Origin of the sequence: Lachnoclostridium phytofermentans ISDg, from assembly GCF_000018685.1 — a bacterium.
GTDB classification, from domain to species: domain Bacteria; phylum Bacillota; class Clostridia; order Lachnospirales; family Lachnospiraceae; genus Lachnoclostridium; species Lachnoclostridium phytofermentans.
Genome location: NC_010001.1, coordinates 115,070 through 139,765, shown reverse-complemented (window position 1 = coordinate 139,765; position 24,696 = coordinate 115,070). Strand labels below are relative to the sequence as shown.

At 36.8% G+C, this 24,696-nt stretch carries 20 protein-coding genes; 13 read left to right on the top strand and 7 right to left on the bottom strand.

All coding sequences use genetic code 11. The features are described from left to right. Positions 1-71: 71 nt before the first annotated feature. Together CPHY_RS00615 and CPHY_RS00610 are read right to left on the bottom strand one after the other, a co-directional pair. Positions 72-2,207, bottom strand: a complete 2,136-nt coding sequence (locus CPHY_RS00615; RefSeq protein WP_012198136.1) for an ATP-binding protein — start codon at positions 2,205-2,207, stop codon at positions 72-74. An 8-nt stretch (positions 2,208-2,215) separates the two neighbouring features. Continuing rightward, positions 2,216-3,301, bottom strand: coding sequence for a metallophosphoesterase family protein (locus CPHY_RS00610; RefSeq protein WP_012198135.1), 1,086 nt, complete (start codon positions 3,299-3,301; stop codon positions 2,216-2,218). Between the two features lie 192 nt (positions 3,302-3,493). Here CPHY_RS00610 and CPHY_RS00605 point away from each other — a divergent pair, with 192 nt between their 5' ends. Continuing rightward, positions 3,494-4,576 (top strand): HD-GYP domain-containing protein, encoded by a 1,083-nt coding sequence (locus CPHY_RS00605; RefSeq protein ID WP_012198134.1) that lies wholly within the window; start codon positions 3,494-3,496, stop codon positions 4,574-4,576. 287 nt (positions 4,577-4,863) lie between these two features. Here CPHY_RS00605 and CPHY_RS00600 read toward each other — a convergent pair whose 3' ends face one another. Together CPHY_RS00600 and CPHY_RS00595 are read right to left on the bottom strand one after the other, a co-directional pair. Continuing rightward, positions 4,864-6,618 (bottom strand): ABC transporter ATP-binding protein, encoded by a 1,755-nt coding sequence (locus CPHY_RS00600; protein ID WP_012198133.1) that lies wholly within the window; start codon positions 6,616-6,618, stop codon positions 4,864-4,866. Next, complete coding sequence (locus CPHY_RS00595; RefSeq protein ID WP_012198132.1) at positions 6,615-8,342, bottom strand: ABC transporter ATP-binding protein; 1,728 nt, start codon at positions 8,340-8,342, stop codon at positions 6,615-6,617. Before CPHY_RS00595 ends, CPHY_RS00600 begins: the two co-directional genes overlap by 4 nt. Before the next feature lie 351 nt (positions 8,343-8,693). Between CPHY_RS00595 and CPHY_RS00590 the strand changes: the two genes are divergently transcribed. Continuing rightward, complete coding sequence (locus tag CPHY_RS00590) at positions 8,694-9,533, top strand: MerR family transcriptional regulator (protein WP_012198131.1); 840 nt, start codon at positions 8,694-8,696, stop codon at positions 9,531-9,533. 149 nt (positions 9,534-9,682) lie between these two features. Here the strand turns inward: CPHY_RS00590 and CPHY_RS00585 are convergent, their stop codons facing one another. Both CPHY_RS00585 and CPHY_RS20445 read right to left on the bottom strand, forming a co-directional pair. After that, positions 9,683-9,871 carry a hypothetical protein gene (locus CPHY_RS00585; RefSeq protein WP_041703027.1) on the bottom strand — a complete coding sequence of 63 codons (189 nt, stop codon included), beginning with the start codon at positions 9,869-9,871 and terminating at the stop codon, positions 9,683-9,685. Between the two features lie 14 nt (positions 9,872-9,885). Then, positions 9,886-10,377, bottom strand: a complete 492-nt coding sequence (locus tag CPHY_RS20445) for a helix-turn-helix domain-containing protein (RefSeq protein WP_012198130.1) — start codon at positions 10,375-10,377, stop codon at positions 9,886-9,888. A gap of 411 nt (positions 10,378-10,788) precedes the next feature. On the opposite strand from CPHY_RS20445, the gene CPHY_RS00575 reads away from it, so the two are divergent. Further along, on the top strand, positions 10,789-10,893 hold the full coding sequence (locus CPHY_RS00575) for a putative holin-like toxin (RefSeq protein WP_041703024.1): 105 nt from the start codon (positions 10,789-10,791) through the stop codon (positions 10,891-10,893). Positions 10,894-11,357: 464 nt separating this feature from the next. After that, entirely contained in the window at positions 11,358-11,876 is a 519-nt protein-coding gene (locus CPHY_RS00570) for a QueT transporter family protein (RefSeq protein ID WP_012198129.1), read from the top strand. 160 nt (positions 11,877-12,036) lie between these two features. Here CPHY_RS00570 and asnS read toward each other — a convergent pair whose 3' ends face one another. Further along, positions 12,037-13,428, bottom strand: a complete 1,392-nt coding sequence (asnS, locus tag CPHY_RS00565) for an asparagine--tRNA ligase (protein WP_041703815.1) — start codon at positions 13,426-13,428, stop codon at positions 12,037-12,039. A 634-nt stretch (positions 13,429-14,062) separates the two neighbouring features. Here asnS and CPHY_RS00560 point away from each other — a divergent pair. The 9 genes from CPHY_RS00560 to CPHY_RS00520 all read left to right on the top strand — a co-directional run bounded on the left by CPHY_RS00560 (position 14,063) and on the right by CPHY_RS00520 (position 24,603). Beyond that, entirely contained in the window at positions 14,063-14,929 is an 867-nt protein-coding gene (locus CPHY_RS00560) for a DegV family protein (protein WP_012198127.1), read from the top strand. A gap of 106 nt (positions 14,930-15,035) precedes the next feature. Beyond that, positions 15,036-15,278 carry a (2Fe-2S) ferredoxin domain-containing protein gene (locus CPHY_RS00555; protein WP_012198126.1) on the top strand — a complete coding sequence of 81 codons (243 nt, stop codon included), beginning with the start codon at positions 15,036-15,038 and terminating at the stop codon, positions 15,276-15,278. After that, positions 15,278-17,011, top strand: a complete 1,734-nt coding sequence (locus CPHY_RS00550; protein ID WP_012198125.1) for a [Fe-Fe] hydrogenase large subunit C-terminal domain-containing protein — start codon at positions 15,278-15,280, stop codon at positions 17,009-17,011. Before CPHY_RS00555 ends, CPHY_RS00550 begins: the two co-directional genes overlap by 1 nt. A gap of 48 nt (positions 17,012-17,059) precedes the next feature. Beyond that, positions 17,060-18,232 carry a SpoIIE family protein phosphatase gene (locus tag CPHY_RS00545; protein ID WP_012198124.1) on the top strand — a complete coding sequence of 391 codons (1,173 nt, stop codon included), beginning with the start codon at positions 17,060-17,062 and terminating at the stop codon, positions 18,230-18,232. A gap of 46 nt (positions 18,233-18,278) precedes the next feature. After that, on the top strand, positions 18,279-19,733 hold the full coding sequence (locus tag CPHY_RS00540) for a 4Fe-4S dicluster domain-containing protein (protein ID WP_012198123.1): 1,455 nt from the start codon (positions 18,279-18,281) through the stop codon (positions 19,731-19,733). A gap of 509 nt (positions 19,734-20,242) precedes the next feature. Continuing rightward, positions 20,243-20,728, top strand: coding sequence for an NADH-quinone oxidoreductase subunit NuoE family protein (locus CPHY_RS00535; RefSeq protein ID WP_012198122.1), 486 nt, complete (start codon positions 20,243-20,245; stop codon positions 20,726-20,728). Then, positions 20,722-22,608 carry an NADH-ubiquinone oxidoreductase-F iron-sulfur binding region domain-containing protein gene (locus CPHY_RS00530; protein WP_012198121.1) on the top strand — a complete coding sequence of 629 codons (1,887 nt, stop codon included), beginning with the start codon at positions 20,722-20,724 and terminating at the stop codon, positions 22,606-22,608. Before CPHY_RS00535 ends, CPHY_RS00530 begins: the two co-directional genes overlap by 7 nt. A 17-nt stretch (positions 22,609-22,625) precedes the next feature. After that, on the top strand, positions 22,626-24,329 hold the full coding sequence (locus tag CPHY_RS00525; protein ID WP_012198120.1) for a [FeFe] hydrogenase, group A: 1,704 nt from the start codon (positions 22,626-22,628) through the stop codon (positions 24,327-24,329). A 22-nt stretch (positions 24,330-24,351) separates the two neighbouring features. Next, a complete protein-coding gene (locus tag CPHY_RS00520; RefSeq protein WP_041703020.1) occupies positions 24,352-24,603 on the top strand; it encodes a (2Fe-2S) ferredoxin domain-containing protein in 252 nt (83 codons plus the stop codon). Positions 24,604-24,696: the final 93 nt, after the last annotated feature.

Sequence of the window (24,696 nt, the reverse complement as noted above, 5' to 3'; positions counted from 1 at the left end):
ATCGAAGTGAGAAAGAGGTAACTGATTATTCAGTTACCTCTTTCTCGTTCCTCATTTAAGTATACAAATTCCTATGCATATTCAAAAGGCTTCTTACCTATCTCATTTAAATCAACATAATGATAAGGAACCTTGCACTCCTCAAGCAATTCTTTTTCCCTACGATGGCAGGTAAAGATTATCACCTGGCGATTCGTTTCCTTAGCAAGTAATTTTAAGGCTGCTTTCGTTCGTTCTTCATCATATAAAGCAAATGTATCATCTAAAAGTATTGGCATATTCTCCTCTGGAAAGAGTAGAGATGCGACTGACAACCGAAGTGCTAGATAAATTTGATCCATAGTACCTGCACTTAGTTTATCTAGGGAAACATATTGTCCCAGGTGAAGGACGGATACGTTTAACTTCTCATCTACTATGATTGAAGTATACTCGCCCTGACTTATGGAGGATACAATTTCTGAAAGCATCTGATTTAATGTGCTTCCAAAACTATCATGAATATCGGTAGAAAGTTCCTTTAGTGTTTGAATACCTAAAGTAATTGCCTCTATTTCCTCTAATAGCTCTTTCCTTAATTCACATAGTTCTTCCTGTTCCGTCTGCTTTTGGTCAAGTTTTACTTCACACTCTACATTAGATTCTAATGTCCAGCGAATACGCTCCATCTGAGACCGAATATTTGTATGTTCTTCTTCGTTAGCACTCATTTCATTGATAATTTCTTCTTTAAATTCCTCTATCTCCTGCCAAAGTTCCTGCATACATTCTTTCGACGCCTCAGGATTACCGAGAAAATGTTTCATATAGTCGATTATTTCATACTCTAACTCGTCTGCTTTATTATGAAATTGCTTGGCTGCAGCTTGATACTCTATCTTTCGCTCTAATGCTTGCTCCCGTTCTACTTCATTTTTAAGGACGTCGTTATATTTCACCATCAATTGACTCTCATTACTAACACGATGACTTAGTAAAATATCATGCCATTTGCTATGAAGATAAAAAATCTGCCGTTCACATTCTGTTTTCATATCCTCTAGCTTTTGTTTGGTTTTCTCTTCCTTTGTAGCTGTTAATATATATTTTGAAATTCCAGCTACCAAAAATGCAATGCCGATAATACAGCGTATAAGAATCGTCATGAAAGGAAAAGGAAACGGTATCGAGGAAATTGCTAAGCCTAGAACTACAATAATTACACCAATTACACGCCCAGAGATACTACCCTGCTTTAGATGAGGCTCAATTTCTTGTCGTTTTTCCTTAAGTTCCTCTTCGAGCTCTTGCTTTCTTTGACGCAATTCTCCAAGCTCTTTTAGATGCTCTCCTATGGTGTTACTGCTATCTAATTCACTTGCTTGTTTTTTTGTCTTCTCTCCTAAACCCTCTACTTTTTCCTCAGCATTTTTTGCAGATTGTTTCATCTCCAAAAAACGATTAAACTTCTCAAGGATAGCAGGATAGTACGCAACCTTTTTCATTCTTTCCTGATTGGTACTGCGATTATATTCCTTCTGTTTGTTTTCTAAGTATTCTGACCTCTTTTTTAACTCAGCAAGCTCTCCGCTTAAATCGTCTAACTTTTTAAGAGTATCTTGTAATTCTTTTAATTCGCTAGTTAATGTAGCTAATCTATCATCGGGAAGTCGCTTTTCTAATTTCTTTTTCTTTTCTAATAGATAGCTAATAGCACCATTTACATCAACCTCCTTGCTCTTAGACATAGAAAGGTTTGTTATATAGTTTTTTAATTCCTCTGCAAGTTCATATTCTGTTTTGGCTCTTAACTGCTCTATACTAATGGTATTTCTATAGATACTTTCCGTAAGTTTTGGAATAATGGCACTTACTCCTAGCTCTGCATCGGTTAATTCTCTTCCAGTGCTTTCCCGTATTATCTTAATACTTCTTTCCTTTTTATAAAAACTTCGGATTATACGATAATCCTCTCCATCTACCGAAAGTACCATACTACCTTGATAAGCCCCTGGAGTATCCCAAGGCTGGTATTTTACATAAAGGTCCTCTTTTCCAGCTCGCCCTCTCAGTCTTTCAATACCAAATAGCATACCTTTTACAAACGCATGAAGTGTTGATTTTCCTGCTTCATTTTTCCCGTATATCACATTGATCCCAGGTGTAAGTTCCACATTGACATTATGAAATTTACCAAAATGCCCAGGGTTTAATTCTTTAATAATCACCTAAGCTCCTACCTTTCCTTTGTATTAAGCAATGCTTCGATTCCATAATACAATGCCTTGTCCACTAGGTCTTCGTTTGCATCACTTTCCCGGATACGACGGATATAGCTACCAATTAGATTATCTTTGTTTTCCCCATATAAAGAGCCAAAATCATAATCAGGGAGGGTATGATTTAAAACCTCCGTTACATAACCCAACCGATAAAAATCTTCTATATCAAGGAGAATGGAAGGATCTGTTTTTCCAACAAGAAGGAATTGATAAAAGTTCCTGCTTCCATTTTCGTTTATTATATTCCTAGCAAAATCAACAATCCCAGTACCAAACATATCTGGTGTTACTTCTATTTCTTTCGTCATATATTCTCTACATGCAATAGGAACAAAGGTTAAGGATAGATTTGATTCATAACGCTCTTCCGTCTTTCTTTTCTCCTTCGTTATTTCACCATAATAATATCCATGTGGTAGTGGTTCTCCTTTGGATAGGGGCTCCAAAGAACCAACATAAGCCATTCTATCCGTAATTAATTGCGGTTTATGAAAATGGCCTAATGCAACATAATCAAAGCCAGCTTCTTCTACCTTTTTATAGTTTATTGGAATATTATTCTCATTCCCACCATGTGCCAATAAAATATTAATACGCTCTTCCACTCCTGGTATTATAGCATCATACTTTGGTTCAAATATTTCTCTACTTACATAACTTAATCCATAGACCTCCGTATTTAGTTCCTCAAAATAAATACTGTCCATTTCTCCGCCACTTAGCATAGTCACGCAGTCACACCAATTAAAATTTTGATAGTTTGAGCGAGGGCCTATATAATCATGGTTACCCGCAATTAATACTACCTTGGTATGAGTTAATTTTGAAAATATATAATTAACTTCTTTTAACTCTCGAAGCAATGGTTGCTTGTGAAATAAGTCTCCAGAAATCAATAATAAGTCAATTTTCTTTTCTTCACATTCTGTTGTTACACGCCTAAAGCTATCGTAGATTTCCTTCTCTCGATTTATATCCCAACCACGATCCGACTCAGGAGTGGCACCGAGATGGACATCTGCAACATGTATAAAATTCAAGATACCTCCACCTTTCTAGCCTTATTTTATTTTCCTTATTATAGCATACAATTTTTTAGCATGCCATATTCCGGCACTAAAAAATTGTATACTTCTATATAAAAACACAGAATACTATTGTTTATTTTATAGAGAGCATTTATAATTGTGGTAGATTTTGTATGATTAATTTTGGGGAGGTTCCAAACATCTATGAACGTAGTAAATATTCCGGTAGCTCAAGTTGTGTCTGGAATGATTGTTGCGGAGGATGTGTATAATAGCGGGAACGAACGTATCCTTTCTCGCAATACGATGGTGACCACAAAAAGTATTACGAAACTAAAACTTCATGCAATTAAAGAGATTTTTGTTTACATACCAAATACTTTAGTGAAGAAACAGACCACCAAACCATCAGAGCATATCACTGCTTTAAAAAATTCCGAAGAATTTAAAAAATTCAAAAAGTTTTATTTGGGTAGTATTCTAACTTTAAAAGATTCTTTTTCATCCTTAACTGGGACATCTTCTCTTCCCTATGATGAAAATAAACTGCTAGATTCAGTGGAACAGCTTTTAAAGGAATGTCGAAGTTCTTTAAGAACTTTTGATATGTTACAATGCATTCGAGATTTAGATGACCAAATCTATGTACATTCTCTAAATGTAGCGCTGATTTGCTTTTCCTTTGCTACATGGTTAAATTTTAATGCACATGATGCAGAACAGCTCATGCTTGCTGGACTATTACATGACATCGGTAAACTTAAACTACCAAAGGATATCATTCAGAAACCAGCAGCACTCAATAAAAAAGAGCTCGAACACGTACATCAGCACCCCGTGACGGGATATGATCTTGTGAAAGATAGGAAAATTGATCCACGTGTTAAGAAAGCTATTCTCATGCATCACGAGCGTTGTGATGGTAGTGGCTATCCGAATAAACTTTCCTCGAAAGACATCTCTCCTTTTGGAAAAATATTAGCGATAGCTGATGTGTATGATGCAATGACTGCTAAGCGTGTATATCGTAAAGAAATTTGTCCTTTTGATGTTGTTGAAAATTTTGAAAAAGAAGGATTCCAAAAATACGATGCTGCCTACCTTCTTCCTTTTCTTGAAGGGCTCGCGCAGTGTTATATTAATGCATCTGTGCGTCTTAGTAATTCCTTAGTTGGAGAAGTCGTAATGATTAATAAAAACAAACTATCCCGCCCGGTCGTAAAAGTAGACGAGCAGTTCATTGATTTATCTAAACACAAAGAACTTAGGATATCTTCTATTCTTTAATTCAAAGGATATTAGTAACCCCTTAGCAACATCGTTGTTATTTCAACGGGTGCTTGTACTCCCACTGAAACAAGGAAGTCTAACCCCCGCTTATACTTCGCTTAGGAGGGGGAGACTTCCTTAATGGGTTAATATTCAAAAAGGTAGATTGGCTTATTATTTTGATAGCCAACCTACCTTTTTGATTACTTATTCTTTATCCTAATTCTTAGTACAAAACTCTATAAAAGGGGATTTAAAACAGGAAAGTTATTACTATTGCTATTACTATTACTATAAATATTTTTTTAAGCTTGATTCTGGAACTGACTCATATAAAGTTTTTCATAAAACCCTTTTTTCTTCATTAATTCATCATGAGTTCCTTGCTCGATAATCGTTCCACTCTTCATAACAAGTATTAAATCCGCATTTCGAATGGTTGAAAGGCGGTGAGCTATAACAAAGCTTGTTCTATCCTTCATAATATTCTTCATAGCTGTCTGAAGCATTAACTCTAGTCTGGTATCCACCGAACTTGTTGCTTCATCAAGAATTAAGATAGCAGGGTCTGCCAAGAATGCTCTCGCTATTGTTAAAAGCTGTTTCTCACCAACTGATACGTTAGAAGATTCTTCATTTAATATCATATTGTAGCCATCCGGTTGTGTTTTGATAAAGTGATTTACATTTGCAGTTTTTGCAGCATTTTCAATCTCTTGCCGCGTCGCGTCTTCTTTTCCGTATTTTATATTATCGGCAATCGTTCCATTAAATAACCAGGTATCCTGTAACACCATACCAAAGATAGAACGTAGATCGTCTCGCTTCATATCCTTAATATTCACACCATCAACTTTGATTGCACCATTATTTACATCATAAAAACGCATTAAGAGGTTGATAAGCGTCGTCTTTCCAGCGCCGGTCGGACCGACAATTGCTACCATTTGACCGCTTTTCACGTTAACATTGAGATGCTCAATCAGCATTTTATCTTTGTTGTAACCAAAAGATACATTCTCAAAGGTAACATTTCCTTTCAAGTCGTTAATTTTAACTGGATTTTCTGCCTCTGGTACTTCTTCTGTCTCTGAAAGGAATTCAAATACTCTTGCTGATGCTGCCATCGCAGATTGAATAGCGGAGGACAATTGTGTTACTTGCTCGAGCGGCTCATTTAACTGCCACATATAACGAATAAATGCCTGAAGCTGTCCGACCGTGATCGCACCTGTAATTGTAAATGTCGCACCTAATATGGTAACGGCAACAATCGCTATATAGGTTAGAAACGAAATTAACGGTGACATCAGCCCGGATATAAACTGTGCCCTAAATCCATTTTCACAAAGATTGTTATTAATCTCTTTAAACTGTTCTATCGAGTCCTCTTGCTTTCCATATAGTTTAATCTCTGTTAAACCGGTATATCTTTCTTGAATGTAACCATTTAAGTTACCAAGTGCAACCTGCTGTTTCTTGAACATAACGGAAGAACGCTTCATAATAAATTTCATAATAAAAGCACTTCCCGGTATCAATAAAACTGCAACCGCACCCATAATCGGATTAATATAAAACATTAGTATAATTGCAAGAGTAATGGATAAAAAAGCACTCAGTATCCTTGATAAACTCTGCTGTAGGGCATTTGACATGGTATCGATATCATTTGATATGATACTGAGAATATCTCCAACTGTACGCTTATCAAAATAGCTGATTGGCAGCTTTGCAATCTTTCTTTGCACATCATTTCTTAAATCACGCATTGTATTTTGTATACCGGTTGTTAAAAAATATTGTGAACCATAGCTGCAAAGTACATTTCCGATATAAATCACAAGTAACAGCTTTAAGATCTTTATAATATAAGAAAAGCTGATGGCTGCTCCAGGGACTTTGTTCGCGATATTTACAACATCATCTTTTAGCCTAGTTGTAATAAAACCTTCCACCATCGGTGCAGCTGATAAGAAGCCAGCGTATCCAATCGTAAGGAGAATAGCAACTATAAAAAATTTCAAGTATGGCTTTATATATGGATATAATTTTTTCATCGCTCTAGTTCCTCCTTTGTTAATTGTGAATCCGCAATCTCATAATATATATTGCATGACTTTAATAGTTCTTTATGAGTTCCCATGCCGACCACTTCGCCCTCATTTAGTACTATTATTTTGTCCGCATTCATGATTGTACTAATTCTTTGTGCAACAATAAATACAATGGATTCTTTTGTTTCTTTCTTAAGTGCAGCTCGTAAGGTTGCATCTGTTTTATAGTCAAGCGCAGAAAAGCTGTCATCAAAAATATAGATTTCAGGTTTTCTTACCAATGCTCTTGCAATCGAAATTCGCTGTTTTTGACCTCCCGATACATTCTTAGCACCTTCACTTATATATTCCTGTAATTTTTTCGGCTTATTCTCAATAAATTCCTTTGCCTGAGCTACTTCGATGGCATGATTGATTTCTTCAGGTGTAGCGTTTGGATTACCGAATCTAAGATTATCTTCTATGGTTCCTTTAAATAAAAATGCTTTTTGAGGGATAAAGCCGATTTTTTGGCGGAGTGCCTTTAAGTCATAATTTTGTGTATCCACTCCATCAATTTTGATAGAACCGCTTGTTACATCATAAAATCTTGGAATTAAATTAATTAATGTACTCTTTCCGCTACCTGTACTACCGATAAATGCTACTGTTTCCCCTTTGTTTGCTGTAAAGGATACGTCTTTTATAACCGGGAGCTCGCCATCCGGATATTGGAACGTAACATGATCAAATTCTACGACACCTTTATTTTCAGCTGTAATGCCATTAGTAGGGGTCTTCACCAATGGTTCTTCATCTAACAATTCCTGAATGCGGTTTGCGGATACCTGCGCTCTCGGATACATTACGAATACCATAGAAAATAACATAATAGAGAACATTGCATGAAATTGATACTCTAAGAATGCAACTAACTGTCCAACCTGTAGGGTCCCTTTATCAATCATTAAACTTGATATCCAAAACACCGCCATCATTGCAAGATGCAATAAGAAGAAAAAGGCTGGCTGTGTAAATGACATAATTTTAAATAATTTCTTTGAATTAGAAGCATAGTTATCATTCGTTTCTGCAAAACGTTCTGATTCATATTCACTTTTGCGAAAGGCTCTGATTACACGAACTCCTGTTAAATTTTCTCTTGAAATACGATTCAACTGATCCATACCTTTTTGTTGCTTCTTGGAAAGTGGATTGGTTAATTTGGCAATGATAATAACGCCAGCTACTATAAATGGAAAACTACCTCCGATAACCAGAGAGAGACTAACACTAGTTTTGATTGTCATGAAAACACTAATGAAAATCATTACCGGTGCCAAAAGTGCAGTTCGAAACAGCATATTGGAGAATAGCATTAACTGAAATGCATCATTGGTTGTTCTTGTAATCATGGAAGATACACCAAATTTATTATATTCTGTGTGGGAGAAATTCTGTGACTGGATAAAAACATCATTTCTGATGTCACGAATCATATTAGTTGAAATCCTTGATGAGGCGTAAGTAAGTAAAATAGTTCCTGCACCTCCAAGAACACAGACGATTAGCATGATACCCCCCATTTTCTTGATATAGGCAATGTCACTGTTACCAATACCGTTATCAATCATCCATGCCATGACTGTGGGAATACCGAGCTGTACCGCTACGAAACTAAAGATTCCTAAGATGTTTAAAAGAATTAGTTTCGGATATCTTTTCAAATATTTTAACATTAATTTCATAACATAACTCCTTCTAGCTTTACTAAATAAATACTTAATTTTTGCCACGTTCCTTGACAGGATCGGGCCGTTTGACTATTATAAACTATAAGGTCGTCTTATAGTCAAGAAGAAAACCGTACAATAAAAATCCCTTACTAAGGTGCATTAAATTTAAAAAAGGATTGTGAAACAGGAAATTTAAACTTTCCAAATTTGATAACCTAGCATTATTGTTTGATATTTCCTGTTTTTTAAACATTTGCTAACTAAGATGAAATATATGCATCAAAGTTTCAAAAATCTGGTTTGTGTCTGTGCTGCTACCGCAAATATGAAAAATGAAAAAGCAGCAAAGAACTGAGGTAATTTATGTCTGAAAATAAAAATGAATACTTAACAACAGGAGAATTTGCAAAAATCTGTGGAATTCCAAAACACATTTTATTTCATTATGATCAGATAAAGCTTTTTCAACCTGAAATCATAAAAGAAAATGGCTACCGTTATTACTCCTTCCGCCAATTCGATACTTTTTCTATTATCTCTGCGCTAAAAATGTTGGGAATGCCATTAAAAGAAATTAAACAGTACATGGATGAAAGAAATCCTGCGAAATTGATAGAATTACTAGAACAAAAATCAAATGAAGCGGCTAAGGAAATTATTAAATTAAAAAACACCAAACGTGAGATCGATGCTCTTAAGGATTTAACCAAAAACGCCTTATCCGTAGAATACAATATTATTGAGCCAGCTTATCATAAAAGCATGAAAGCTCTATGCAGTACCTTAATGGATAACAGCAATGACAATTCTTATTCAAATTTTTTAACAGAACTGATTGCATTCCGAAATAATAGTAATGCAAGTATGATTGATTTTCTGGGAGCATCACTTACCATTGATAATATCCGCGAAAAAAGATTCGACAGCTTTTCTTATCTGTATACGAAATCTAACAATGCTGATAAAAAAAATAACACCCTGGTGCGAAAAGAGGGGTGGTATCTTCAGGTTTATTATAAAGGAAGTTATCGTAATATCAGTGAAATGTATACAAAGATTATGCAGTACGCAAAGGAACACAAGATAAAACTTGGAGAAAATGCTTATGAGGATTATCTTATATTTGAAATAGGTACAAGAGATAGAGACGATTATGTTACGTTAATATTGGTTGAAATCGAGGACGAACCACAAGCGCTTTAAATAAATAGAGTCATAAAATATAACATTCTATTTTCTGAATCTGATTATTATATGACTCTATATTATTATTGGACTCTATACTATTATCTTTAAAGTTATCTAATAATCTATTTGTATTCAAAGATACATTTTTAGATTACCTGCTTCTATCATTTTACTTTCGTTGTTACTTTTGCGGTATTCATAATTCTAAAAAATAATTGTAATCCAACAATTATGGTGATAGCAATTGTTACTAATATATGCATAACAAGATTGTTCCAGGATAACGCTTTAAATACCATAGTCACAAGTAAAGCAGATGGTGCAAGCAACCACAACCAAAGTTCATACTTCATAAATTGGTTTCTGATTACAATGAATTCATCTTTAAAACTGAGGTCTTACTATTAAACTCTATCTCACCTTTCATTCTTAAATAAAATACCACGAACACTGCTAAACTACATACTTCAAACCAACAACCAAACAAGAACGCTGCTATCGTTGATGTTTCCCTGAGCATAAATAATGGGACGATATTACCCATAAGTGCAATGAATATTGATAGGCAAGCCATGGCTTTAAACCAATAAACGCTTTTGTGTACGCTATAATTGGTCTCTATCCCATTTTCTTTCTTATCAATACTTTGATTCAACTCTCCTTTTAAAAGCTCATTCACCGTTATACCCAGCATTTCAGCAAGTATCGGTAAAGTCGTAATATCTGGCATTCCCTGCCCTGTTTCCCATTTTGATATTGCCTTATTCGTTAATCCTAAATCATCGGCAAGCTGTTGCTGTGTAAGACCTCTTACTTTTCTGCGGTCAGCTATAAATTTTCCAATCTTTTCTGTATCCATATAATATTCCCTCCTTTTATTATTAGGTAAATATTACAACATATATTAGAATTCCAATACAAACGGTGTGTTCCAATTTGTCTACTTAACGTGGAGTTTGTTATGTATTAGCTTTTTTCATTAGAAAGGCAAACTATAAATACTATATTTAACGGTTATAATCTTTAAGTATACTCTCTACCTTGTTAAGAAGCAATTGTAGGCTTAATTCAAATGTGGCTTTAAAACAAATGAACCATTTTATTCCAACTCTTGTCGACTTTTCCCATTTCCTATGCTAAAATGCTCTTATGGTAACAGGAAAACGTCAATTTTATTGACATAGGATAATTACGAGTGCTTGCCCTCTTATTTTTATAGGAGGAGGTGAACTTACCTTGACTAGATTACATAGAAAGGAGAGTGAGCCTTATGACAGTTGCAGAAGCTTTATCTTTAATGATAGCATTTGCTACATTTGTTATAGCATTAATCACTCTTGTTGTTCATTTGATAAAAATGAACAACAAAAAATGATTATCCTGACCCCTGAGAAAGTTTAGGATAATCATTTCTTAACCGATTAGGGCAATCATAGGTTTTAATCCTATGTTTCCTGTTACCTATATTATAGCAGTAGCCTTTCTTTTTGTAAAGTATTGGTTACCATATTTTTACTGAGTAATCCCTATTACCTGATTTTTATCAGCCTTTATCCTTCCCATGGAGGACTTTTTAAGTAATTTTATTTTTATTTCTTTTTATCTGGTTGCATCTGAAAAAGAAGGAGTAGAGTAAACAAACATTAATATCTCCTGCAACCAGCATTTCGGCTAACACAGTAAGTTTCCTTCTGCGTACATATTCAGTAACGCTTGACATCCCTCATTTTCCTGTTATACTAATAACGTCGCAAATGCCCATAAAAACAAGGTCTATAGGGCAATTAAACCGTGTGTTCGGGACCTTCCACACGTAAAACAAAACTAAAGGAGACTATTATGAAAGATAAAACTCTTTATTTCTTGCTGCATTCTGCGATGATTGCGGCCATTTATGTTGTGCTGGTTGTCCTATTTCAACCAATCAGCGTTTCTTATATTCAAGTGCGTTTTGCAGAAGCCTTGACTATCCTTCCTTTCTTTACTCCAGCGGCAATTCCGGGAGTTGCGATTGGATGTTTGCTTGGTAATGTTATTGCAGGATGCGATATGCTTGATATTGTCTTCGGAACTCTTGCCACCTTACTAGGTGCAATTGGTTCTTACTCCTTACGAAGATATAAGTTCCTTGTTCCTATTCCACCAATCGTTGCTAACACAGTAATCATTCCTTGGGTTTTACGTTTTGCTTATGGCGAAGCTATGTCCATCCCTTTCATGATGTTAACCGTTGGTATTGGTGAAGTAATCTCTTGTGGAATTATAGGTATTATATTATTATATTGCTTAAAACCATATAAAAAGATTTTTTATATTCCTGGTTTTGCAAAATCTAAAGATAAATATGACATTGTATAATAGAAAAAATCCCTCTCGATCAAAGGTCTTCGAGAGGGACTTTTAGATTTTACATATGCTAATAGTTACATTAAATCTCAAAAAATCTTACCTGAAATTAAGAGCTTCTGTAGGATATTAACATACATACCACCTCTGCAAGTGGAGGTGCTACAATTTTTTATAAATCGCAGTTATTAACTGTTCTTGGGAATGGAATAACATCACGGATGTTACCCATACCTGTAAGATACATTACGCAACGCTCAAAACCAAGACCGAATCCTGCGTGTCTTGCAGAACCATATTTTCTTAGGTCGAGATAGAAATCATAATCTTCTTCGTTTAAGTCGCTTTCCTTCATCTTTGCGACTAACTTGTCATAATCATCCTCTCTCTGACTTCCGCCGATAATTTCACCGATGCCAGGAACTAAAAGATCCATCGCTGCAACCGTTTTATTATCTTCGTTTAACTTCATATAAAATGCTTTGATTTCCTTTGGATAATCAGTAACGAAAACAGGCTTTTTAAATATCTGCTCTGTTAAAAAGCGCTCATGCTCTGTTTGTAAGTCACATCCCCAGGAAACCTTGTACTCAAACTTATCGTTATTCTTCTCTAAGATTTCAATTGCCTCAGTATATGTTACATGACCAAAATCTGAGTTAGCAACATGCTGTAATCTCTCAAGTAAACCTTGATCTACAAATGAGTTAAAGAACTCCATCTCTTCTGGTGCATGCTCTAATACATACTTAATTACATATTTAAGCATAGACTCTGCTAAAATCATATCATCCTTTAAGTCAGCAAAAGCAATTTCTGGCTCAATCATCCAGAATTCTGCAGCATGTCTTGTGGTATTCGAATTTTCTGCACGGAAGGTTGGTCCGAAGGTATAGATGTTTTTAAATGCCATCGCATAAGTCTCGCCATTTAACTGTCCACTAACTGTTAAGTTGGTTGGCTTATTAAAGAAATCTTGGTCAAAATCGACCTGACCCTCTTTTGTCTTTGGAATGTTGTTTAAATCAAGAGTAGTTACCTGGAACATCTCTCCAGCACCCTCGCAATCACTTCCAGTAATTAATGGTGTATGAACATAAACGAAATCTCTCTCTTGGAAAAACTTATGAATTGCATAAGCAACTAAAGAACGAACACGAAATACCGCTTGGAAAGTATTTGTTCTTGGGCGAAGATGTGTCATTGCTCTTAAAAATTCTAAGGAGTGTCTTTTCTTTTGAAGTGGGTAATCAGAAGTAGAAGCTCCCTCTAAAAGTACCTCCTCTGCTTGAATCTCAAATGGCTGTTTTGCATCTGGAGTAGCAACAAGCGTACCGGTTACAACAACTGCAGAACCTACATTGAATTTAGAGATTTCTGCAAAATTGCTTAGCTTGTCAGTATAAACAATCTGTAATGTTTCAAAAAAAGTACCATCGCTCATTACGATAAAGCCAAAGGTCTTTGTGTCTCTGACACTACGTACCCAGCCACCGACTGTTATTTTCTTTCCTAGATATTGTTCCTTATTACGAAACAGTTCTCTTACTTGTACAAGTTCCATCCCTATTTCTCCTTTCCTATATCCCATTCTTTTTCTTCCTTTTCACTCCACTAATATCCCCCTTATCTTGCTTAACAACATCCCTGTTATACAAATGTAAGGTTTGACTCTTGTGCTACCTGCAATTACCGTTTTCTTTATTCTTAACAAGTGATGCTACAAAATAAACCTCTCTTGTTTTAATTTTTTTCAATAATCAATTTCTTGATTTTTAAGAAAGCGTGTCTTACTTGCCTGTATGACTTAAGCTTAAGACTTTCCCATTGATTCAGTGGTTGAAATGTTCTTTATCAAAGATAGCTCTATTATAGTATGAGAACCCTCACAATTTCAATAGTTGGGTAACAAAATACTTCTTTATTTTGTATATTTTTCAATGGATTTAAACAATTTTTCTTCAAAACAGGTAAAACAGGATGATTTCTCCACCCATTTATAAGGAAAATATACTGGTTTCCATCCCTATATATTCTTTTATAAAATTACTAATCTCGCACCGATATTAAATCTTTATAAATATTAAAATTATCTTCTTTCATATTTCGACACTTTCCGCTATAATGAGCAAGACTTATAAAATAAAAAGTATATTTCGCGAACTTTTCCTTGTCATGAAAAAATGAATGAGGTATGGATGAATCCAACGCATAGAAAGGAACTCATGATTAGAATAATTTCAGACACATCTACTCTATACTCCGTAAGTGAGGCAGAAGAAAAAGGAATCTATGTTTCTCCTTTAGCAGTAACTATTAATGATACTACCTACGAAGAGTTTAATGACATACAAACGGAGGAATTTGTTGACTTAATACATCAAGGCCATATCCCTCTATCCTCACAGCCTGCAATAGGCAGAGTCGTAGACCTATATAATCGATTTCCAGAAGATGAGATTCTAAACATCACAATGGCAGATGGATTATCAGGTACTTATCAATCCGCTATACTAGCGAAAGACATGGCCAAGGACAGCGAACGAATCACTGTTCTAAATTCAAAGACACTGTGTGGCCCACACAGAACGCTTGTTGAGCATGCAAAACATCTAGCTGATCAAAATCACACGATATCAGAAATCGTATCTAAATTAGAAAAGATGATAGCAAGTTCCCGTTCTTTCCTAATACCACAAGACTTCGATTATCTACGGAGAGGTGGTAGATTAAGTCACCTTGCAGCTTTCGTTGGCAAAACAATTCATCTTGTCCCTGTTATGACTTTAACAAAGGATTGCAAGCAACTTTGTAATTTTTCAATAAAGCGTAATTTTAAAAAAGCTATTCATGAAATTATTCGAAGTCTAGAAGACGATAACATAGGAGAACATCATAAGCTTTATGTTTCTCACTCTCTTGCGGAGTCGCTTGCTATAACAGCGAGTGAATTATTAAAGGAAGCTTTCCCTCATTCTGACGTAATAATATATAAATTAAGCCCAGCTTTTACTACGCAGGGTGGACCTGGATGCATTGCAATTCAATCACTTAGCATGGAATAAAAATCCATGCTAAGCTTCTTTAAGAAATCTTGTATCCCTTAATAAGAAGTGCTATAATAACCTTATCTTTGTTAAATTTTTAGCACACGCTATAAGGAGGTACGGTATGGTAGTTACAATATGTGTAGGGAGCTCCTGTCATCTAAAAGGCTCCAGAGAAATAATAACGAGACTGGAAACCTTAATTACGGAGAACAAACTTAAAAGTAAAGTCGAACTAAATGGTGCTTTTTGTATGGGGCAATGTGTAAAAGGTGTTTGCATAAAACTAGACGGTGAACCATTTTCCCTGACTCCAAAGGATACGGATAGTTTCTTTCACGGAGAGATTTTAAGGAGACTTACATAATGAATGTGATTGGATTTAAAGAAGCAAAGTGCAAAAACTGTTATAAGTGTGTGCGTAACTGCGATGTGAAAGCGATCACTGTTAAGGATGCACAAGCTTATATTATGAATGATAAATGCATATTATGTGGACACTGTCTTGAAGTTTGTCCACAGAATGCAAAAACCCTAATCAGTGATCTAGAACGCGTAAAAGGATATCTAAGAGAGGGGTACCAAACTGTAGTTTCTCTTGCACCTGCCTATCTGGGTGTGCTACATTATAACACTCCCGGACAGGTAATTAGTGCTTTATTAAAGTTAGGTTTCACAGCAGTCAGAGAAACTGCAGAAGGTGCGGCTTATGTTACGAGGGAATATGATAATTTAATTGCAGCAGGAGAGATGGAAAATATCATCACTACCTGCTGCCCTAGTCTGAATGATCTCGTAGAAATTTACTACCCCTCCCTAACGAAATATTTAGCACCGGTTGTATCTCCTATGATAGCTCACGGTAAAATTATACGAGAACAATATGGTCCTAATGTAAAAGTTGTTTTCCTTGGTCCTTGTATCTCAAAAAAAAGAGAAGCAGAAAGTGACCCAAGAACAGTTGGTATTATTGATGCCGTTATTAACTTTAAAGAATTGGAAGAATGGTTACTAGAGGAAGGTATTGATATCTTTAAACAGCCAGATACCCCTCCAGATAATCCAAATCCACTTGTAAATCGCCTCTATCCAATCAGTAGCGGTGTTCTCTCCTCTGTCGTAGCATCCAAAAATACGTCCGATCATTATCGAAAATTTTACGTGCATGGTATAAATAACTGCATCGACTTACTAGAAAGCATGAACCGTGGTGAAATAACTGGTTGTTTCATCGAAGCAAATATCTGCAATGGTGGTTGTATCAAAGGCCCTGCAATAGATCGAACCCGAATCTCACGGTTTAAAGTGAAACTTGACATGGAAGAATCCATTCCTAAGGCGCCAATTACCGAGGAAGATTTTTTTACGAAATCTCCAATTCATTTTGATAAGTTCTTTCTTGGCCGATCCCCAAAGGACCCGGTCCCAACGGAAAAAGAGGTGATGCAGATACTAGCGAAAATCGGTAAAACAAAACCTGAGGATATGTTAAACTGCGGTGCTTGTGGTTATGCTACCTGCCGTGATAAAGCAAATGCTGTTTACCAAGGGAAAGCAGAGCTTAATATGTGCATCCCCTATATGCACGAACGTGCACAATCCATGGCCAACTTCGTTCTTGATACGACTCCAAATATTATTATTATCGTAGATGCAGAGATGAAAATTATGGAGTTTTCTGCGGCGGCTGAAAAATATTTTAGAACTCCCCGCTCTGTAGCTAAGGAAATGTATCTCTATGAATTTATTGACCATAGTAATTTTCAGGCAGTACTAGAGACACAAAAAGACATCATCGGAAAGAGAGTCATCTACGAAGACCGAAATCTTGCAACTTTGCAGACCATTGTATATTCTAAAGAACAAAACTGTGTACTGGGTATCTTTCAGGATATCTCACACCAAGAAGAACTCGACCGTAAGGCTTACAAAGTGAAGGTGGAAACCATTGAGATGGCACAACGTGTTATTGATAAACAGATGAAGGTTGCACAGGAAATTGCAGGTTTACTTGGTGAAACCACAGCAGAAACAAAAGTTACCCTAACCAAACTACGGGATACGATACTAAACGATGGGAAACCTTATGATATTTTTTAGAATATAATACAATCGAAAATGCGCCAAGTCGCAGGAATTGGAGTTAAGATGAGCGTAACAATCGATGTCTCTTATAAGAGTCTTAATAAGAACAATGAAGAACTCTGTGGTGACAAAGTTGAGATTTTAAAAACAAAAGATTCTAATATCATCATACTGGCTGATGGAATGGGTAGCGGAGTAAAAGCAAATATCCTCGCTACTCTAACTTCAAAAATTCTTGGAACCATGTTTTTAAACGGTGCTGGGATTGAAGAATGTGTACAAACAATCGTTAAGACCTTACCCGTATGTCAAGTTAGACAGGTTGCTTATTCTACTTTTAGCATTCTACAGATTTTTAAGACCGGAGATGCTTATTTAGTAGAATTTGATAACCCAGCATGCGTTTTTATTCGTGATGGTGCACTATTGACAGTGCCATACAAAGAACGTATGATAGAGGGTAAGTGCATTCGTGAATACCGTTTTGAGGTTGCCTTAAATGATTGCTTTATTCTAATGAGCGATGGAGTAATTCATGCTGGTGTTGGCAAAGCCTTAAATTTTGGTTGGACCTGGACTAATATGGCCGAGTACTCTGTACAGGCAACAAACTCAACTCTTTCTGCATCACGGTTGGTATCAATCCTTAGTAAGGCTTGCGATGATTTGTATATGCAATCACCAGGTGATGATACTACGGTTGCGGTTGCCAGAGTCATCGACTCAAAACCAGTGCATTTATTTACCGGACCCCCATTAAATCCGGTGGATGATACCACAGCTGTTTATGCGTTTCTAGAAGGTACTGCTACACGAATCGTTAGCGGCGGTACTTCAGCAAATATCGTTGCACGTGTATTAAATCGTCCGATACACACCTCCTTAAACTATACCGATCCAAATATGCCTCCAATTGCATATATTGAAGGGATTGATTTAGTTACGGAAGGAGTATTAACACTGACAAGGGCTCTAAAGCTCATGCGAGAATATGTAGAAAAAGAGGTAAATGAAGACTTCTTCTTAGAGTTAGATAAGGATAATGGCGGTTCTAAGATTGCCAAAATAATTATCGAAGAATGTACGGAGCTTCATCTTTTTGTTGGTCGTACCATGAACGAAGCGCATCAAAACCCTAGTCTTCCTTTTGATTTAAGTATTCGTATGAATCTCGTTACCCAGATTATTGATATCGTTCATAAGATGGGAAAGGAAGCTATTGTAAAGTACTATTAATTTGTTGTGACCGCGAAAATCGGTCTGGAAAGGTAAGGAACCACATATGTTACAAACAGATAATGACATCGGAACCATAAAACATGAGGTACTCTTTGAGGTAGCTAAACTAGCATTTAAAAATCAATTAGCAGATAAGGAAGATGTTCTTCCTTATGAGATGATACCAGGACCACAGGCTAATTTTAGATGCTGTGTCTATAAAGAACGTGAAATCATCCGTCAAAGAATTCGTCTAGCACAAGGAAAATCCCCATCCTTAAGTCATGATAGCAGCAACATCGTACAGGTTATCTCTTCTGCATGCGAAGAATGTCCTATTACACGATTTCTCGTGACAGACAATTGTCAAAAATGTATGGGAAAACGCTGTCAAAAAGCTTGTAACTTTCAAGCAATCTCAATGTCTCATGACCGTGCTCACATCGATCCAGCCAAATGTAAGGAATGTGGAATGTGTGCGAGTGCCTGTCCATACAATGCGATTGCCGATTTAAAGCGTCCATGTAAGAAAAGCTGTCCAGTTGATGCGATCTCTATGGATGAGAACAATATTGTAGTCATTGATGAAGAAAAATGTATCAATTGCGGACAATGTATTAATAACTGTCCATTTGGTGCCATCTCTGACCGCTCCTTTATGGTAGATGTTATTAACTTATTAAGTATAGATAAGCCAATTTATGCAATGATTGCACCTGCAATTGAAGGTCAGTTTGGTGCCACCGCTACCACTGGTGTAATGACAGAAGCATTAAAACAGTTAGGTTTTACCGGCGTATACGAAGTTGCTCTTGGCGCAGATTTAGTTGCTGCTTCTGAAGCAGAAGAATGGGCCGAGGCTTATAAGGAAGGTATGAAAAAAACTACCTCTTGCTGTCCTGCCTTTGTTAAGATGATTAAAAATCATTACCCTAGTTTAGTAGAACATATCTCCAGTACGATTTCCCCTATGCAGGCAACTGCCAAATACATTAAGGCAATTCATGAAGATGCCATCACTGTCTTTATTGGCCCATGTATTGCAAAGAAAGGTGAAGTACTCGATCATATTGCAGAAGGTGGAGCTGATTATGCTCTAACCTTTGATGAATTATACGCTATGCTACGTGCGAAAGATATTAACCTTGAAACAATTGGTGAGAACATACAGCAAGGTAGTATTTTCGCTAAGAACTTTGCTGTAGCTGGCGGAGTAACTGCTTCTGTCGTAGAGGCCTTAAAGGAAAAAGGAATTGACGCTCCAATAACAGTAGCTGGTTGTAACGGAGCTGCGGAATGTAAAAAAGCGCTCACACTTTTAAAAGTAGGAAAATTCCCTGAGGACTTTATGGAAGGTATGTGCTGTGAAGGTGGCTGCGTCAACGGACCTGGAAGTATCTTAACAGGACGATTTGCAGCTAAAAATCGTGCGAAACTACTAAGCTCCGCAGATGATCGTAAGATTTATGATACCGTAGATTCTTGTCAGGATTTAAATATCCAGATGCATCGCCACTAGTTCTCTAGTTTCCATTATAGTTTGTTAGTTTCTATAAGTTTATTAGTTTCTATAAATAGGTTATTAGTTTCTATAATAGTTTGCTAATTTTCATTATGCTTTACTAACTTGCAAAAAGGCAAATAAAGAAATCATAATATAATTAAAGATGCAAATAGTATGTTTTGAGGAGCGATGTGCTCTCATAACCATACTATTTGCATCTTTTTTTCAATAAGCTCGTTATATTTTTATCATTATGTGGAGTACTTAAATTTTTAATTAAATTCATGTAATTCGTACTATTCCTAAGTAATTTTGTAAATTAAATACATTTATTGTTCAATTATACAAATTTTAGTGCTTATTCTGAACTTTGAATTTCATAAATCTTCTTGTATTTGTTCAAAATCCATGATAATATATGTTCTAGTTGATAAATATTTATCAATCTTTTATTCACCTATTGAGATTAATCGACAGTAATCTGTCGCTTTTCTAAAAGTATGGATTGAGAAAGGAGCTACCTTATGTTAGGGCAAGACGAAAAAGGGCTCATTGATAACATCCTCACAGCCCATGACTATAATAAGTCACATGTAATAGCGATTATGCAAGAAGTACAGAAAGTATATCGCTATTTACCGGAGGAAGTACTTTGTTACATAGCAGAAAAACTAAAGTTAAGTGAAGCTAAGATCTATGGAGTTGCAACCTTTTATGAAAACTTCTCCTTAGAGCCAAAAGGAAAATACGTTATAAAAATTTGTGACGGAACTGCTTGCCATGTTAGAAAGTCCATCCCTATTTTGGAGGAATTCCGTAAAGTTCTTGGTGTTACAGAGAAAAATCCAACCACAGATGACATGATATTTACCGTGGAAACAGTATCCTGCCTTGGCGCATGCGGCTTAGCACCAGTATGTACGGTAAATGATGTCGTTCATGCTGCAATGACACCAGAAAAAGCAAAAGCACTCATTGAACAGTTAAGAGAGGAGGCTTTCCAATGTTAATTAGAAGCAGAGAAGAATTGGACGCCTTAAAAGTCCGCTATCAAAAGTCTTTTAAAAGCCAATACAAACAGATACTAATCTGTGGTGGAACTGGCTGTGTAGCTGGTGGATCCTTAAACATCTATGCCAGACTAAAAGAACTAATCGAGGAAAGTGGGCTTGATGTTTCCGTATCCTTAGAGGATGAGCCGCATGAAGCTGTAGGTATAAAAAAGAGCGGATGCCATGGTTTTTGTGAGATGGGACCTTTACTTCGTATCGAACCGGCAGGAGTTCTCTACATCAAGGTGAAAGTAGAAGATTGTGAAGAAATCGTAGAGCAAAGTATTATAAAAGATGGAGTTGTAGAAAGGCTTCTGTATAAGGATAGCGAAGGTAACTCCTATAATAAACAAGAAGACATACCTTTTTATAAACAGCAGACGCGTGTCGCCCTAGAACACTGCGGACATATCAATGCAGAATCAATTAACGAATACATAGCTATGGGAGGCTATCAAGCAGTAGCAAAAGCTCTCTTTGATATGACCTCTGAATCTATTGTAGATGAAATTTCCGATTCCTATCTTCGTGGTCGTGGGGGCGGCGGGTTCCCAACCGGAAAGAAGTGGGCACAGGTACTTCGCCAGACCGAAGAAACCAAATACGTGGTTTGTAATGGTGATGAAGGTGACCCAGGTGCTTTTATGGACCGTAGTATGATGGAGGGTGATCCTCATCGAATGATAGAAGGTATGATAATCGCAGGAATTGCAACAAAAGCACATTATGGTTATATCTATGTTCGTGCAGAGTATCCACTTGCAGTACACCGTTTGGAGACAGCAATCGAACAAGCAAGGAGCTTAGGATTACTCGGGTGTAATATCTTAGGTTCTGGATTTTCCTTTGCTTTAAAAATTAGCCAAGGAGCAGGTGCCTTTGTTTGTGGAGAAGGATCTGCCTTAACCGCTTCCATCGAAGGTAACCGTGGAATGCCTAGAGTAAAGCCACCTAGAACGGTAGAAAAGGGATTATTTGAGAAGCCTACCGTATTAAATAACGTAGAAACCTTCTGTAATGTGCCGTCTATCATCTTAAAAGGTGCAGACTGGTATAAGACTTATGGTTTAGAAAAAAATTATGGAACAAAAGCATTTGCCTTAACAGGTAATGTTATGAATACCGGCTTAATTGAAGTACCAATGGGTACTACCCTTCGTAAGGTTATCTATGATATTGGTGGCGGTGTAAAGGGTGGTGAGTTTAAAGCGGTACAAATTGGCGGTCCATCCGGTGGGTGTCTTGTATTAAATGCAGAGAATGACCATCTTGACATGCCACTTGATTTTGACTCCTTAAAAAAAGTAGGTGCAATGATAGGTTCCGGTGGTCTTGTTGTTATGAATGATAAGAGCTGTATGGTGGAAGTCGCTAGGTTCTTCATGAACTTTACCCAGAACGAATCCTGTGGAAAATGTGTTCCATGCCGTGAAGGTACCAAACGAATGTTAGAACTCTTAACTGATATTGTAGAGGGAAGAGGGACACTTGAGCACCTAGATCTATTAGAAGAATTAGCGGAAACCATTTCTGCTACTGCTCTTTGTGGTCTTGGTAAAACAGCTGCATCTCCTGTTGTTTCAACCATCAAGTACTTTAGAGACGAATACATTGCCCATGTCGTTGATAAAAAATGTCCTGCCGGTCAGTGTAAGGCATTAATGACCTTAAAGATTATTCCTGAACTTTGTAAAGGATGTACGAAATGTGCTAGACTGTGCCCTGTTTCCGCAATCTCCGGTGAAGTTAAGAAGCTTCATAGTATTGATACAAAGAAGTGTATCAAATGTGGAGCTTGTAAAGATAGCTGTGGTTTCAAAGCAATCATTGAAGAGTAGGAGAAAGGAGAATAACGATGGCAAAATATATGATTATTGATGGCAACCGAGTGGAATTTAACGATGAGCCAAATATCCTTGCTTTAGTTCGTAAAGCAGGTATCGATCTTCCCACTTTTTGTTACTATTCTGATTTATCCATCTACGGAGCTTGCAGAATGTGTGTAGTAGAAGATCAATGGGGTGGCATTATTGCCTCCTGCTCCACTCCTCCTAAGGATAAGATGGAAGTTAAAACAAATACACCAAAACTTCATCAACATAGAAAGATGATATTAGAGTTATTACTTGCTGCACATTGCAGGGACTGTACGGTTTGTGACAAAAACGGTAAATGTCGCCTTCAAGAGTTAGCTCACCGTTTTGGAATTAAGTCTGTCCGTTTTGAAAATAAGACGGAAGAGATGGAACTTGATACCTCTTCTGCTTCCATTATTCGTGATCCTGGAAAATGTATTCTCTGCGGGGACTGTGTTAGAATGTGTAACGAAATACAGAATGTAGGTGCTATTGACTTTGCACACCGCGGTGCTAAAATGATAGTAAGCCCTGCATTTAATAAAAAAATTGCTGAGACCAATTGTGTAAACTGTGGTCAATGTGCTGCCGTTTGTCCTACCGCTGCGATTACTGTAAAATCAGATTTAAAGGACGTATGGAAGGCAATCTACAATCCTAAAAAACGTGTTGTTGTTCAAGTTGCTCCTGCCGTTCGTGTCGCTCTCGGAGAAGAATTCCATATGAAAGCTGGGGAGAATGTCATTGGGAAAATTGTGGCTGCGCTTCGTAGATTAGGATTTGATGCGATATTTGATACCTCTGTTGGAGCTGACTTAACTATTATGGAGGAGTCTAAAGAGCTATTAAAGAAGCTTGAAGCAGGTGAAAACAAATACCCACTCTTCACTTCTTGCTGCCCTGGCTGGATCCGCTACGCAGAAACGAAGCATAAAGAATTACTTCCGTACATTTCAACCTGTAAATCTCCGATGGAGATGTTTGGTGCTGTAATTAAAGAGCACTTTAAGGGACTTGATTCCACAGAAGGTGTCGAGACAGTTTCGGTTGCAATTATGCCATGCTCTGCAAAGAAGTACGAAGCTTCTAGGGAAGAGTTTAAACGAAACGACATCCCTGATGTGGACTACGTAATCACAACCATAGAACTCGTAAAGATGATTAAAGAAATCGGTATTCAGTTTGAAGAAATTGAGCCAGAAGCTCCAGATATGCCATTCTCCTTGTACTCCGGTGCAGGTGTTATCTTTGGTGTTACTGGTGGAGTTACAGAAGCTGCTGTTCGCCGTGTTGTCGCTGATAAGAGTCCAAAAGCGCTAAAAGACATTGAATTCTTAGGTCTGCGTGGTATGGAGGGTGTAAAGGTTTGTGAACTTCAGGTGGAAGAGAACTCTATTGTCCGCATCGGTGTTGTCAGTGGTTTAGCAAATGCAGAGGCTTTGATTGAAAAGATTGAAAGCGGTGAAGAACATTTTGATTTTGTTGAAGTAATGGCATGCCCTGGTGGTTGTATTGCCGGTGCAGGTCAGCCATTTAGCCACAAGGAAGAGAAAAATGCTCGTGCATTAGGTATGTACAAAGCTGATAAGGTTTCACAGATTAAAAGATGTGAAGAGAACCCTCTGATGCTCTCTTTGTACAACGGTATGTTAAAACACCGTACTCACGAATTGCTACACGTATCCTATCGAAAGGAAGACTAATCTTCCGGAAATGAGGTCACCTATGCTGATTAACATTTGTATTGGCAGCGCCTGCCATTTAAAAGGTTCCTACAACGTAATAACCGAAATGCAGCAACTCATGGAAGAAGACAGCTATGGCTCGCAGATTGAATTAAAGTCCGTGTTTTGTCTTGGCCATTGTCAATCCGGCGTTTCTGTCCAGATTGACGATGAACCTACCATTTACAGCGTATCCAAGGATTCCGTTAAGGATTTTTACTATAATACTGTTATCCCTAAATTAAAGGGATAACTTTAATTAGAGTTGTTTTCAGGAGGGAGCTTTTGCAAAATAGATAAGTAAGCATCTATTTAACAAAAGCTCCATTTTTGTAGTCAAAATATG

Coding starts and splice junctions, on each gene's coding strand:
- CPHY_RS00530 (WP_012198121.1), top strand. CDS start 20,722: ATGTTAATTAGAAGCAGAGAAGAATTGGACGCCTTAAAAGTCCGCTAT.
- CPHY_RS00540 (WP_012198123.1), top strand. CDS start 18,279: ATGTTACAAACAGATAATGACATCGGAACCATAAAACATGAGGTACTC.
- CPHY_RS00590 (WP_012198131.1), top strand. CDS start 8,694: ATGTCTGAAAATAAAAATGAATACTTAACAACAGGAGAATTTGCAAAA.
- CPHY_RS00560 (WP_012198127.1), top strand. CDS start 14,063: ATGAATCCAACGCATAGAAAGGAACTCATGATTAGAATAATTTCAGAC.
- asnS (WP_041703815.1), bottom strand. CDS start 13,428: ATGGAACTTGTACAAGTAAGAGAACTGTTTCGTAATAAGGAACAATAT.
- CPHY_RS00550 (WP_012198125.1), top strand. CDS start 15,278: ATGAATGTGATTGGATTTAAAGAAGCAAAGTGCAAAAACTGTTATAAG.
- CPHY_RS00585 (WP_041703027.1), bottom strand. CDS start 9,871: ATGAAGTATGAACTTTGGTTGTGGTTGCTTGCACCATCTGCTTTACTT.
- CPHY_RS20445 (WP_012198130.1), bottom strand. CDS start 10,377: ATGGATACAGAAAAGATTGGAAAATTTATAGCTGACCGCAGAAAAGTA.
- CPHY_RS00555 (WP_012198126.1), top strand. CDS start 15,036: ATGGTAGTTACAATATGTGTAGGGAGCTCCTGTCATCTAAAAGGCTCC.
- CPHY_RS00520 (WP_041703020.1), top strand. CDS start 24,352: ATGCTGATTAACATTTGTATTGGCAGCGCCTGCCATTTAAAAGGTTCC.
- CPHY_RS00595 (WP_012198132.1), bottom strand. CDS start 8,342: ATGAAATTAATGTTAAAATATTTGAAAAGATATCCGAAACTAATTCTT.
- CPHY_RS00570 (WP_012198129.1), top strand. CDS start 11,358: ATGAAAGATAAAACTCTTTATTTCTTGCTGCATTCTGCGATGATTGCG.
- CPHY_RS00545 (WP_012198124.1), top strand. CDS start 17,060: ATGAGCGTAACAATCGATGTCTCTTATAAGAGTCTTAATAAGAACAAT.
- CPHY_RS00600 (WP_012198133.1), bottom strand. CDS start 6,618: ATGAAAAAATTATATCCATATATAAAGCCATACTTGAAATTTTTTATA.
- CPHY_RS00535 (WP_012198122.1), top strand. CDS start 20,243: ATGTTAGGGCAAGACGAAAAAGGGCTCATTGATAACATCCTCACAGCC.
- CPHY_RS00575 (WP_041703024.1), top strand. CDS start 10,789: ATGACAGTTGCAGAAGCTTTATCTTTAATGATAGCATTTGCTACATTT.
- CPHY_RS00525 (WP_012198120.1), top strand. CDS start 22,626: ATGGCAAAATATATGATTATTGATGGCAACCGAGTGGAATTTAACGAT.
- CPHY_RS00605 (WP_012198134.1), top strand. CDS start 3,494: ATGAACGTAGTAAATATTCCGGTAGCTCAAGTTGTGTCTGGAATGATT.